The organism is Moorena sp. SIO3B2 (assembly GCF_010692525.1).
GTDB lineage: Bacteria > Cyanobacteriota > Cyanobacteriia > Cyanobacteriales > Coleofasciculaceae > Moorena > Moorena producens.
Genome location: NZ_JAAHHE010000175.1, coordinates 1 through 13,080, shown reverse-complemented (window position 1 = coordinate 13,080; position 13,080 = coordinate 1). Strand labels below are relative to the sequence as shown.

The 13,080-nt window shown below is 43.4% G+C and carries 7 protein-coding genes and 3 pseudogenes; 3 read left to right on the top strand and 7 right to left on the bottom strand.

Annotation, left to right across the window (positions count from 1 at the left end; translation table 11 throughout):
• Window position 1: 1 nt before the first annotated feature.
• The 4 genes and pseudogenes from F6K38_RS26035 to F6K38_RS26020 all read right to left on the bottom strand — a co-directional run.
• Window positions 2–604, bottom strand: coding sequence for a hypothetical protein (locus F6K38_RS26035; protein ID WP_287357956.1), 603 nt, complete (start codon window positions 602–604; stop codon window positions 2–4).
• Window positions 605–678: 74 nt separating this feature from the next.
• Window positions 679–4,380 (bottom strand): CHAT domain-containing protein, encoded by a 3,702-nt coding sequence (locus F6K38_RS26030; RefSeq protein WP_287357954.1) that lies wholly within the window; start codon window positions 4,378–4,380, stop codon window positions 679–681.
• A gap of 174 nt (window positions 4,381–4,554) precedes the next feature.
• Entirely contained in the window at window positions 4,555–5,322 is a 768-nt protein-coding gene (locus tag F6K38_RS26025) for a hypothetical protein (protein WP_287357951.1), read from the bottom strand.
• Between the two features lie 469 nt (window positions 5,323–5,791).
• Window positions 5,792–6,049 (bottom strand): annotated as a pseudogene (locus F6K38_RS26020) (Dps family protein); the annotation flags it as partial.
• Window positions 6,050–6,617: 568 nt separating this feature from the next.
• On the opposite strand from F6K38_RS26020, the pseudogene F6K38_RS44405 reads away from it, so the two are divergent.
• A pseudogene (locus tag F6K38_RS44405) lies at window positions 6,618–8,133 on the top strand (reverse transcriptase domain-containing protein).
• An 86-nt stretch (window positions 8,134–8,219) separates the two neighbouring features.
• Here the strand turns inward: F6K38_RS44405 and F6K38_RS26010 are convergent.
• Both F6K38_RS26010 and F6K38_RS26005 read right to left on the bottom strand, forming a co-directional pair.
• Window positions 8,220–8,442 (bottom strand): annotated as a pseudogene (locus tag F6K38_RS26010) (Dps family protein); the annotation flags it as partial.
• A gap of 137 nt (window positions 8,443–8,579) precedes the next feature.
• Window positions 8,580–8,843, bottom strand: a complete 264-nt coding sequence (locus F6K38_RS26005; protein ID WP_287357948.1) for a ParB N-terminal domain-containing protein — start codon at window positions 8,841–8,843, stop codon at window positions 8,580–8,582.
• Between the two features lie 454 nt (window positions 8,844–9,297).
• On the opposite strand from F6K38_RS26005, the gene iscB reads away from it, so the two are divergent.
• On the top strand, window positions 9,298–10,569 hold the full coding sequence (gene iscB, locus F6K38_RS26000; RefSeq protein ID WP_287357946.1) for an RNA-guided endonuclease IscB: 1,272 nt from the start codon (window positions 9,298–9,300) through the stop codon (window positions 10,567–10,569).
• Between the two features lie 118 nt (window positions 10,570–10,687).
• Window positions 10,688–11,728, top strand: coding sequence for an agmatinase family protein (locus F6K38_RS25995; protein WP_287357945.1), 1,041 nt, complete (start codon window positions 10,688–10,690; stop codon window positions 11,726–11,728).
• Window positions 11,729–11,890: 162 nt separating this feature from the next.
• On the opposite strand, the gene F6K38_RS25990 is transcribed toward F6K38_RS25995, so the two are convergent.
• Complete coding sequence (locus tag F6K38_RS25990; RefSeq protein ID WP_287357942.1) at window positions 11,891–13,000, bottom strand: homospermidine biosynthesis protein; 1,110 nt, start codon at window positions 12,998–13,000, stop codon at window positions 11,891–11,893.
• Between the last annotated feature and the right edge of the window lie 80 nt (window positions 13,001–13,080).

Genomic DNA, 13,080 nt, shown 5'->3' with positions numbered 1-13,080 from the left:
TTCATTGGGTGTCGCTTCTTGCTTCAATTATTACCTCTCCTGGTTTTTGCTCACACAGTGTATCACCCTTAGCTTGTCCTAATTGATCGTACTTAGATTGCTCAGGAAATACTCTGATTTCAACGATATTCTTTCGCTCAGATTTGCTCCAGCTTCTCTTACCTGTAAGCCCAAGGCAGACAGGTTGACCAGATTTTTCCAATTCTTTTAATACTCCCTGAAAATCCGATGAATTTTTCTTGGCACCTTCATCTATATTTATCAAGGAGAAATGGTGACTATTTGGTTGTCTGTCAGTCCAAACTTCATAGGTTGCTGCCTTTTTATAATTGTTATAAAGATTAGTATCGGTATTTATAATTTTAGTACCAACCCACTCTTGGGGAACTGGATTTGTTTCGGTCTTCGGTAGAATAAAATCTATCACGAAATACAATAGTGTAATTCCTGAAGCCAAAATACCAATACCACTACTGATCCTTTTCCAATGGGGGATACTGAAACTTATAGTAACCTGTTCAAGCAGTGTTTTGTCTTGTGATTGGGTATGATTGGCATAGGCAGAATGTGTGGTATTTTGATTCTGCAAAGGATTTTTACTCATTGAACTTTTCCTATATTCCTACAAGGACGTATAGGAAAATAATCCCAAGATTCTACAAGTGATAGATATAATAATTACAATCCTTGACATGTAAAAGCAGCCCAGTATAATGGGTGTGCAAAAGGTTTGTCACTACCTTTAACTTTATTAAACAGTTGCTGCCAAAGTTTCCTTAACTTGTGATCAAAAGGTAACTGCCTCTGCCGAATCCACTGCTCCAGTTTGTAGAGAGTAGTATCTCGGAGCCAACGTTGAGCTTGGCTGAGTGCTATAGCGGCTGATGTTTCATTTTTGAGATTTTCATAAAACTTGATCATCAGAAATGTTGTGGAAAGGTCATTCACTTCCCAGAGACTGCTAACCACATTGGAACTGCCTGCATAGAGAAAGCCACTGGGCAAACTTGTGTACTCATCACTGAGACTAGTAATGTCTGTCAATCCTGTCTCACAAGCAGAGAGAGTAACCAAGCGGGATTGTGTTAAGTCAAGTTCAAATACTTCCTCTAAAGTTAAGTATCCATTATTTGCTAAGTCTTCATTATTTGCTAAGTCTTTATTATTTGCTAATCTAAGCCCTGATTCTAGAGGTGAAGCTAAGTTGAAGTAACCATGGCAAGAAAAGTGAACAATGTGAGCATTCTGTAGAGCCTCTTCCTGATTCAATGCCTCTTTAGTAGCAGCTTGTTTAGCCAAGATATAAGCCTGGTCAAAGTAGGCACTAATAGCAGTTACTTCAAGGTCAGTAAAGTGTAAGTCGTTAGTGGGATTTTGGACAATGAACAGACGATCAAGATTATGCTGTTGAGATGAGGTATGTCTTGCCTCTACAGTTTGCAATAGCTGGCAGCTGGGAGCATAACTTACTCCACCAGGGTAGAGGTCTAACAGGCAATTTTGACGTTTTTGTTGAACAATATCATCTTTTGCCAGAGGCAATTCTCTTTTCGTATGTTCTGCCCTAAGTTGAGTAGATATTGCCAGAGATTCTCCGAGAGTCAAATTATTAAGTAATTCAGTAGCGCTATTCTGACTGTTGACTTTGGCATCTTGACCTCCTACCTCTAGGGCGTGGAGGGGAAACATATGGAGAAAGCGATGGGGGATTAGAATCAGTCTCTGGCAGTTTATGGGAATCAGAGAGAGTAAATGCTTGAGGTTTAGAATATCAGCAAGTTGCCGTAAACGATCATCTAATTCATTTCGCCATTGTTGCCTATTATCATAGTAGGAACTGAGATAGCTACTAGTCCAATCTAACAAGGTTTGTAGGTCTTCTGGGGAAGCTTGCAAAACCGTGGGCATATGGCTGCAGGATGTGACAATGAAAGTTAAAAACGTCTCGCTTGTGACATACCACTCGATCAGAGCAGTTTGCTGATCGGGCAGCAATTGCTTAATCTGTTTAAAAGAGATGGGTTCAATTTTCTGAGTAAGGTTAAAGGCAGGATCGATGGGGTGAATATCATGCTTGATTAACTGATCTAGTTGTCTGATCAGTTGCTCCAACTTAGTACGGTTTTGCTTTATATCAGTAGAGGGATCAAAACTACCATCTGTAGATCTAATGCTTTCTTCGATATTAAGCCTACGCTGTTCCCTGACAATTTCCCGACGCAGGCGATCTAGCTCTTTGAGGACAGTTTTGGGAATGTTGCCTTTGGGGTAAAGGTCTTTGGTTGCCAGTATTTCAACAAGGTTACGAGCTTTGCTGCGCTCGACGTATTCAAGAGCCCGGTCAAACTGTTCGATATTGATGCAGGCTTGCACCATGTTGCTGTAAACATCTATCGCTGCTGAGAGAATCTCTTCACGCCTTGCCTCAGTACTAGCCCAGGTACGGCTTTGCTCGACCGCTTCAATAGCAATATCATACCCTTCAATGGCTTCTGTCCAGAAGCCAGCAGCAAAAGCTGTATCGCCTAAATTCCGTCCAACCCTAAGGCAGTCTACTGGAAAAGCTTTAGGCAAAAAAACCTCTAAAGCATTTTTATAGTAAGTTAGTGCCTTGGCAATCTGTCCCAACTCGCGATAAGCAGTAGCTAAATTGCTCTGAGTCCTAGCCCATTGTTCTGGGAATGCCTCGCGGGTGTAAACCTGTAAGGCTCTTTGGCAGCAGGCAATAGCTTGTTCTAGATTTTCAGCTCTGTTTCCACGAATGCGATCGCTATAGGCAATGGCCAGATTACTTTGAGTAGCAGCCCAATCAATCGGAAAAGCCTCTCTAGTGCGGACTTCTAAAGCACCATGGTAGGCTTGAATCGACATTTCCAGGTTTGTTGCTTTGTCACCTCGAATACGCTCCCGGTAAGCAACTGCTAAGTTGTTTTGGGTCATTGCCCAAGCCTCGGGAAATGCTGAACGAGTATAAACCTGTAGAGCACTTTGGCTGCAGGCAATAGCTTGTTCTAGATTTTCAGCTCTGTTTCCACGAATGCGATCGCTATAGGCAATGGCCAGATTACTTTGAGTAGCAGCCCAATCCATAGGAAAAGCCTCTCTAGTACGGACTTCCAAAGCAGCATGGTAAGCCCGAATGGACATTTCCAGGTTTGTTGCTTTGTCACCTCGAATACGCTCCCGGTAAGCAACTGCTAGGTTGTTTTGGGTCATTGCCCAAGCCTCGGGAAATGCTGAGCGAGCATAAACCTCTAGAGCATTTTGATAGCAAGCAATGGCTTGTTCCAGATTCTCAGCTCTGTTTCCACGGATTCGATCGCTATAGGCAGTTGCCAGATTACTTTGAGTAGCAGCCCAATCCATAGGAAAAGCCCCTCTAGTGCGGACTTGCCAAGCAGCATGGTAGGCTTGGAGTGCCATTTCCAGGTTCTCAGCTCGATCACCGCGAATGCGTTTGCTGTAGGTCGCACCTAAGTTATTATATAATTTAGACCACTGTTGAGGAAATGCCTCGCGAGTATAAACCCGCAAAGCATTTTGATAGCAAGCAATGGCTTGCTCTAAATTCTCGGTCTTTTCCCCATAAATGCGATCACTATAGGCATTTGCTAAATTGTTTTGAGTAGCAGCCCATAGCTCTGGGAATTCATTACAGGTATATACTCGTAAAGCATGTTGATAGCAAGCAATGGCTTGCTCCAGATTCTCAGCTCTATCTCCCAAAATGCGGTCTTTATATCCATTGCCCAGATTATTTTGGATTATGCCCCACTCCTCTGGAAAGGCTTCCAGGGTGAAGGTCGTTAGTCCAATTTCAAATCCAGTGATTGCAATCTCCAGATTGATTGCTCTATTACCTAGCGGAAACTGCTGAATCAAGTTACTGAAATCGCTAACTATAACAGCGATATATTGTTCTTGTTCTGGCTGGTTTTCCGATAGTATTACCTCAAACCAGACTCTCAAAATTTGAGTTAAGTTATCATCTAGTTTGTCCAGATTTGCTTGTAGTAATGGATAGACCACCTGAGGATTACCCTGACTCTCCGCAGTTGCCTGTAAAACCTCCATCAAAAACTCAACATAGTCTTCAGAAGTAGATAAGGCGGCTGAGTTACTTTTTTTAGTTGTCTGACTCTTAACCTGCTCTAATCCCCCCAGCGCTTCAGCTAATTGCTCTGCTAGGTTTTGCAACCAATCAGCCGCTTTACGATCACCCTGTTCTACAAGTGTTTCGGAAACTCCTACCATTGTGAGTATCAGGTTTTTATCTATCAACTCTTGATTAGCTCTCAAAATTTCTGATTCTTTACCACTAGAGCAGGTAAGTAAAGCATTGATTAATTTTAAATAAGCTTTACTAGATTGTTCATCCATAATTTAATTACTGGGTCTGAGTCACGTTTATCAGTCACTGACAAGACCAGGTAGTATGTGCTTTCAATGATTAATAATCCCCCGTCAGAACCACCATGCAATCTGTCAGGGGAACTATAACAGTCATTGGATTACTCTACTGTAAGGTTGGGCTGATTTTCCGCTTTGAGTTAGTCATGACTGCAAGTACTCCCTGATTTTGGGTGCAAATTCTTGAAGGCAACGGTCGTGAAATCGAGCAGTTGCTTTCAGTTTAGTACCTAAGCAGTCTGCAATTTCTTGCCACTCATAACCATAGACCCTCAGTAGTGCAATTGCTCGAAAATTTGCTTTGGGAAGCTTCCGCATATGCCTACACCTGAAAAGTCTTTCTGGATCTTCTCTGATACAATCCACAATCTGTTCGGAAAGCAGAGGAGCTGTTTCAGAAGGGAGGATGTCTAACAACACATAAGACTCATCAGTCTGACCAGACTCAGAATTGCTAATTGGTGTATAGATAGAAACTGTTTTGATCCATTTCTTTGTTCCCCGCTTGACAAAGGAATAGTTGCCGATGTGATCGTTTGCACTCTTGTTAACTATGTGAGTTTTAATAGATTTCACATAACGCGAGAGGCTTCCTATTTTAGGATCAATTTCCCTATTCTGAATCTTCCTAGTAAGTCTCAGACTAATTTCTTGCTTAGTTACTTCAGTAACCTCTTGGTAAATTTCCCTTGGTAATTCATGGTTTTTTGGAGACAATTTAAGCCAATCAGGTTTGGAAATTTCTTCTGAAATCAGCTTTCCCAGGGCACGATTCTGCTCGAAGCTCCTGGACGGTAGGTTCTGAGCTTTCAGACCCATAGCATTTATGTGATCATCCCATTTAGATCCAGTGATATCCTTGTTTTCCTCATTGTTCACCTCAGAGAAAGCCTGCTTGTCCTTTTCATTCATAGAGGAGTGTCCTTAAATTAGGTGTTTTTCTCTCTGGACACCGGTTGTCAGCTAAAACTCAGATATGAAGTTCTGCACCACAACCCGCTTAGCTACTTGTATCGAAAAAATCCTGAAGTTCTACAAACGAGCAAAATTTTTTTTATCTTACTCAAATACCATTTTTAAAATTCAGCTGGGGAAAAGTAAGTTTTAGGGATAAGTTGCTTTAACAGTTGCATAATAATATAGTGATTCAAACTGTTAATAAATATAGCGCTATATTTATTAACAGTAAAATTCATAACTATTGACGGCTTCAGCTCAAGGATGAAGTATGCAAGATAAAGAAAGGTAACTATTCAGGGATGAACAGATATAGCTCAAAGCATACCAGTTGTTGAACAACCGATAAATTAAACTATTTCATCCTTCATAATTAATACCTAATACTTCATCCTTTATCCTTCATACTTTATCCTTCATAAGCTTATTTTAAAATACTGCGCAGCATCCAAGCCGTTTTCTCATGTATACTCATCCGTTCCGTCAACAGGTCAGCTGTGGACTCATCGTTAGCACGTTCAGCGGCTGGGAAAACAGACCGTGCAGTTCTTACCACTGCCTCATTGGCTTCCACTAGCAAGCGCACCATTTCCTCAGCCTCTGGAACATCACTGGTTTCTGGGATGGACGATAATTGCGCATACTGACTGTAGCTGCCAGGAGCAGGATAGCCTAGGGTACGGTGCGGCTCGTTCTTGGTAGGAGCTTCTCGTAGTAGAGAAGGGTATGACCAAGGGGATTCGCGGGGTAAAAACCCGAAATCCTAACTATCAATCGGATGTGGGTGAAAGTCCCACCCTTTAGGAGATAAGTGACTCCCTACCTGGCCACACCGAACGGGCGGCATCCCGCAGAGTGACGCTGGCAACAGGGCGCAATCAGTTGACCAAAAGCAGGTAGCAACACTGGCGCTAACGGGGAGGCGACACGGTCTAAGTAGTCCTAGAAAAGTGTCTTATAGGCTAACCACAACCTGAACAAACCATGTGGAATACATCCTCTACTCTCACAGAATCTTTGTGCTAATATCTGTAATCTCCGAGAGGAGGATAGGCAAATTGGACTGGCCTAAATCGCCAAAACAATCTGATTGATGGAACGAGTAAAAACGACAGCAATATGGGTCTGAGGAACGGTCGTAACCTCGGTAAACTATGTCAAGTGTAATCCCCACTGTCGGGTAAGATGTGCTCAAAACTGGGCACGGGTTCTCAGAATATGTTCAACAAGCGTAGAGACTGGTTAGACGCATGAGTAAAAAACATAGCGAACTATGGAAAAGTCTGAAGTGGAGAAAACTCCGCCAAGACCTATTCCGCCTACAAAGAAGGATATATAAAGCGGTTCAAGCTGGCGACCTGAGGAAAGTCAGGTCTTTGCAAAAACTGATAATGAAATCCCGTTCAGCTCAACTTTTGGCCGTCCGTCAAGTGACCCAATTAAATCAGGGAAAACGCACTGCCGGTATTGATGGAAAGGAAAGCCTGAATTACCGCGAGCGAATGGAATTGGTAGAAACATTGAACCTCTATGGCCTCACCTGGAAACATAGTGGACTACGGGAAGTCCCAATCCCTAAAAAGAATGGAAAAACCCGGATGTTGAAAATACCAACCATCGCTGATAGAGCCTGGCAATGCCTAGTGAAATATGCCCTCGAACCTGCACACGAAGCTAACTTTCACGCTCGGAGTTACGGGTTTAGGACTGGGCGTAGTGCGCACGATGCCCAAAAGCAAGTATTCCAAAACCTGAATGCTGCGAAAAAGGGCATCAAAAAGAGAGTCATCGAACTAGACATTAAAAAGTGTTTTGACCGTATCTCCCACAAATCCATCATGGATAGGTTGTTAGCACCAGCTAGTCTGAAAACAGGGGTATTCAGATGTTTAAAGGCTGGCATCTGCCCGGAATTCCCTGAACAAGGAACGCCCCAGGGAGGAGTAGTCAGTCCACAAAAGCGCCAACATAGCACTTGACGGAATAGAAGATATACACCCATCCGTTCGGTACGCGGACGACATGGTTATCTTCCTAAAACCAAAAGATGACGCAGAAAAAGTCCTCCAAAAGGTGGAAAAATTCTTAGACGAACGAGGTCTCGAAATCAGTCAAGAAAAGACCTTGATAACCAAAACGACAGACGGATTTGACTTCCTTGGCTGGCATATGCGAGTCAAGAAAAACGGAAAATTCCATTGCACTCCCTCAGTGGATAATCACAGGAAAATACGTGAGAAGATTAAAGCCGTGGCCAACAGCTCGAATTATGGTTCAAAAGTCAAAGCTAAAAAGTTGGCACCCATTGTAAGAGGATGGCGAAATTATCACAAATGGTGTGACATGAGCAGCTCTCGGGACAGCTTATGGTTCATGGATGAAGCGGCAAGGAGAAAGTTTATAAAGGAGAAGAACGTCAACAAACATCAAGCCGTCGAACTATGTAAAAAAGCCTTCCCCAATGTAGGGTACGAACAAAATAAGCACGTGATGGTTAAAGGGACTAAGTCCCCTTATGACGGAGACTTAGTCTACTGGAGCAAGCGAAATAGCAAACTCTACGACAATCATACTGCGGATGCATTGACCAAACAAAACCATTCTTGTGGATACTGCGGAATGAAATTCATCGATAAGGAAAGAGTTCACCTCCACCACATTGATGGAAATCATGACAACTGGAAGAAGGACAATCTCATGGCTGTCCACCAAAGTTGTCACCAACAAATCCACTGGAGCAAGTCGAAAGACAAGCCGAGAGGTTGAGAGAATTTAGGAGCCGTATGAGGCGAAAGTTTCACGTACGGCTTTGAAGGAGAGGTGCTCCGGGTAATACCGGACATCGACTCTAATAATCCGCTCTGCTACGGCATCCACTGCTAAAGCTAACTCATTGTACTGTTGCTCAAACATCAGGTGTAGGGAGTTGAACATTGGTCCAGTAACATTCCAGTGGAAGGCATGGGTTTTCAGATATAGGGTATAAGTATCCGCTAGCAGACAAGACAGTCCCTCAGCAATCTCTTTGCGGTCTTGTTCATCAATACCAATATTGACAGGTACAATCGTTGCCATAGTACTCTCCTAAAGGTTTCTAGTCCAAACTAATAGTAGCGACGGTCAGCTTTAAACAGCTTAACTTTAAGCAATTGGAGTTTCCTTGGGAATACACCCAAGGTATGAACCTATTTTTGTCCCAAAATTGCTAATTTTCAGGCTAAATGCCGTTTTAAGACGGAGCGAGGAGCGCGACGCACGCGGCACTTAATGGTTTTTTTTCCTAAACGCTGGTGTGCTTCGTAACGGTGGCAACCAGAAAAACCATAGTATTGCCCATCTACTTCTAACACATCAATGGGTTCGAGCAAACCCTCTTTGGCAATTGATTCCATTAGCGCCGCCACCTTGTTTGGATCATTTTGTCGTGGTAGGGGACGGCGGATTTGCTCTAGGGGAATTTCTTTGATGTTTACCATAGTGCTAGGACTTTGTCAATTTAGTTTTGATGGTAATGGGGTTGCGGGTTAGGGCTTCGGTTAATGGTTTTAGTACCTAATGTAAGTGTGCCTAATCTAAGCATTCCTAATCCCTAATACAAGGATTCCCGTAGGGACTAGGGTCGGGTAGAATAGGAAAAATTAACCAAGGGCTCGTAAACAACTCACCGCTAAGTCTTGTGGCCTACGGCCGACCCTGCGCGAACAGACTATAGCGGGAGCTTTCAAGCTCAAAGTTTACCAGTCTAAGTTCTATAAGAACTACGTTATTTCCAAGAGTTAAATTCCTACCTGGGGATGCGTAGCTAGTCCCTAGCTCTAGAACCCGGTCGTTAAACAGGTGTAGTTGAGTTAAGCCAGTGCGATTGGGAAAGTACCGAGAAATAACTTTGACTAAGCTAACTTTACCCTAGCGATAGGAGAAAACACAGTTATGCGTGTATTTGTACTTAACAAAAATCGGCAACCTTTAGACCCCTGCAAACCGGCGAGAGCTAGAATTCTACTCTCGAATGGCAAAGCTAAAGTCTATCGTCGTTACCCATTTACCATAATTTTAACGGAGGAGATAGAAGAGCCAATAACCCATAATCATCAACTCAAAATAGACCCTGGCTCAAAAACAAGTGGTTTAGCAATCATTCAAAATAACCGAGTAGTTTGGGGATGTGAACTTACCCACAGAGGCTTTCAAATTCGAGATGCCTTAACCTCTCGTAGGCAGTTAAGGCGTGCCCGACGCCATCGTAAAACTCGATATCGTCAGCCCAGATTTCTTAATAGAACTAGACCAAAAGGTTGGTTAGCTCCTAGCCTAATGTCTAGAGTTCATAACATTTTGACTTGGGTTAAAAAACTAACTCGTTTATGTCCTATTACAGGGCTGTCTCAAGAATTGGTTAGATTTGACACTCAGAAGTTACAGAATCCTGAGATATCTGGTATTGAGTATCAACAAGGTACACTTTATGGCTACGAGCTTCGAGAATATTTACTTGAAAAATGGAATCGCAAATGTGCCTATTGTGGAGCCAAAGGCAATCACCTAGAAATTGAACATATTAAACCATTATCCAAAGGTGGTTCTAATAGAGTTTCCAATCTTGTTATTGCTTGTCATTCCTGTAATCAGACTAAATCAAATCAAGAAATTGAACAATTATTATCTGGGAAGCCTGAAATTTTAAAGATAATTTTGTCTCAAGCAAAACGACCTTTAGCTGATGCGGCTGCTGTTAATACAACTCGTTGGAAGTTATACCATGAGTTAAAGTTGTTCGGATTACCTGTTGAGGTGGGTAGTGGCGGTTTGACTAAGTTTAACCGATGTCGTCAAAATCTACCTAAAACTCATTGGTTAGATGCCGCAAATGTTGGAAAAGTTGATACGTTAATTGTTGAGGATTATAAACCTTTGCTTGTCGCTGCTAAAGGTCACGGAACTCGTCAAATTTGCAGAACAAACAAGTATGGTTTTCCCATTCGTTACTGCTCAAGAGTCAAAATTAATAAAGGTTTTCAAACAGGAGATATTGTTCGTGCTGTTGTCACTAAAGGCAAGAAAATAGGCACTTATGTTGGACGAGTTGCAACTCGTAAATCGGGATATTTCAATATTTCAACTAAATCAGGACTGGTACAGGGAATCAGTCACAAGTACTGTCAATTTATTCACAGAAAGGATGGTTATGCCTATACAGATTAGATCCTGCCCTCCCTTTCCTGAGTGCCATATAAACACCTGGGGAAACCCCAGGTGTTTATATGGCACGTCTCACCGTTAAGCCTTCGGCTATAACGGGAGTCTCCAAGGAGGTAGAAAGATGAATCAAGCCAGTTTTAATCCTAATGAGATTACTGTGCCCAATGGCTGTTTCTTTGGCTTGCCCTATTCAGTTGAGGAGGCTTCAATCGTTTTCCTGCCTGTTCCTTGGGACGTAACCACATCTTACCGAGAGGGGGCAGCAAACGGTCCCCAAGGAATAATAGAAGCTTCCGTACAGCTAGATTGGTACGACTTTGATGTACCCCAAGCTTGGGAAATCAGGTGCGGGACTATACCAATTAACTCAGCTCTCCTTGACCAAAATCGTGCCATGAGGTTGATAGCTAAAGAGATTATTGAGTATTTAGAAGCTGGTGGCAATGTGGATGATGATGCGATCGCAAAACAGTTAGCCATCGTTAATCAAGGCTGTGCTGCTCTCAACAACTGGGTTTACACTCAGGCACTGGAACTGCTGGAGCTTGGGAAGCTGGTTGCCATTGTCGGTGGCGATCACAGTGTTCCTCTTGGGTTAATGCAAGCCCTAACACAGCAACACGATGAATACGGGATTTTACAAATTGATGCCCATGCCGATCTCCGGCAAGCCTATGAGGGGTTTACTTACTCCCATGCCTCGATCATGTACAATGCCCTGACCCTACCTCAGATTAATCGTTTAGTTCAGGTTGGCATCCGAGATGTTTGTGAAGAGGAAATGTCTTGGGCTCATAGCGATCGCCGGATTGTAATGTTTGATGACTGGCAGCTGAAAGCTAACACTTACGAAGGTATAACCTGGGCAGCCCAGTGCCAGGAAATTATTGCTAATTTACCGAATAAAGTTTATATTAGCTTTGACATTGACGGATTGAATCCAGCCTATTGTCCCAATACAGGTACTCCTGTGCCGGGAGGATTGGAATTTAATGAGGCAATGTATTTAGTGCGATCGCTAGTCCAAGCTGGAAAAACTATTATTGGTTTTGATCTGTGCGAAGTTGCTCCCGGAGACTCTGGGGATGAGTGGGATGGCAATGTTGGGGCTAGAATTTTGTACAAGCTTGCCTGTTTGACGAGGTATAGGACTACTTTATAGCAGTTCTCAATTGGGTCAGGTAAAAAGTTCTGGGTTTTAGGGAGTAGGGAGTAGGGAGTAGGGAGTAGTGATGCATCGCTCTTTCCTAAAGTTCCCTGTTTCCTGAAGTTCCCTGTTCCCAGATCCGCTGTTCCCAGATCCGCTGTTCTCATCAATCCTAATTCACCTGACTGCTGTAGCCTGGGTAGCCAAATGTGCCTCTTTCAACTGCTCCAGTAGAGCTTCTCGTTCGTCATAAAGACGTTTTAGAGGACGAGGCGCTACCTTAGCTAGGCAGTAAGCTGTCAGTAGGGGCATAGCAATAGTCGAGTCGCAATAAACCACTACCGTTTCTGATAACTTCTGTGGATCAAGCTTGCACCAAGAAACCGCCTCCGATGGGGTTGCTCCTGACAAACCCCCTGTGTCTGGACGGGCATCAGTTACCTGAAGAAAGTAATCATGCCCCTTCTCATCAATACCCAAGACTTCTTGAAGATACGGTTCCGTCTGCAACATAAAATTTTTCGGCGAGCCACCTCCCAAGATCCAAATGCCACTGGCTCCCCCATTGTTTTTAGCTGCCAGTACAATTGCTGCCGTTTCATTCACATCCAAGGACACATCAATGACTGGTCCGGTTCCCTGCAACCCTAGCGCTGCTAAATTCATCCCAATCGAACTATCTCCAGGACTAGAGGTATAGATGGGGACTCCTAATCGGTAAGCTGCCGCCAGCAGGGATTGGTTTTCCAGTCCCAATGTTTGCTCCCGTGCAGCAATGTACTTACCGCAAAGGTAGTGAAACTCTGCCGTTCCCATTCGACCGTTAAACTCAGGCTGTTCAATGATCTGACGAAAGAACTTATCCGTTGATAGCAGCACGTCATAATCGAAGAAAATGTCATAGATCCGGACAACTCCTTCTTTCTGCAATACCACATCACTAATATCGTGCCGCCCTTGATGGAGTTCCAATCCAATACCAAAATGAGTGTCGTGGTAGAGATTGGCTCCTGTAGATACTATCCAATCGACAAACCCTGCCTCCATCAGTGGGATCACTGCCGCCATTCCTAACCCTGCGGGGGTTAATGCTCCTGTCAAACTTAAACCCACCGTTACGTTGGGCTGCAACATCCGCTCTACCAATAATTGGCAGCCTTCTCGTAACCGACCGGAATTGTAGGCTAGAAACGTCTGGTCGATCAACTCTGTGATTGGGATTTGTGCCGTAATCGGAACTGGAGCGATTTTACGCCCTTGCAAAAAGCGATTTTCTTTGGTGGGCATGTTAGTCAAATCACTGGAGAAAACTTGCGCTTAACGACCGTTATAACTTAATGAGCAACATTCTGTAATCTCAAGATTGA

What these genes read in the sequence shown, in the direction of transcription:
- F6K38_RS26035 (WP_287357956.1), bottom strand. Translation starts at nt 604, where the DNA reads ATGAGTAAAAATCCTTTGCAGAATCAAAATACCACACATTCTGCCTAT.
- F6K38_RS26030 (WP_287357954.1), bottom strand. Translation starts at nt 4,380, where the DNA reads ATGGATGAACAATCTAGTAAAGCTTATTTAAAATTAATCAATGCTTTA.
- F6K38_RS26025 (WP_287357951.1), bottom strand. Translation starts at nt 5,322, where the DNA reads ATGAATGAAAAGGACAAGCAGGCTTTCTCTGAGGTGAACAATGAGGAA.
- F6K38_RS26005 (WP_287357948.1), bottom strand. Translation starts at nt 8,843, where the DNA reads ATGGTAAACATCAAAGAAATTCCCCTAGAGCAAATCCGCCGTCCCCTA.
- iscB (WP_287357946.1), top strand. Translation starts at nt 9,298, where the DNA reads ATGCGTGTATTTGTACTTAACAAAAATCGGCAACCTTTAGACCCCTGC.
- F6K38_RS25995 (WP_287357945.1), top strand. Translation starts at nt 10,688, where the DNA reads ATGAATCAAGCCAGTTTTAATCCTAATGAGATTACTGTGCCCAATGGC.
- F6K38_RS25990 (WP_287357942.1), bottom strand. Translation starts at nt 13,000, where the DNA reads ATGCCCACCAAAGAAAATCGCTTTTTGCAAGGGCGTAAAATCGCTCCA.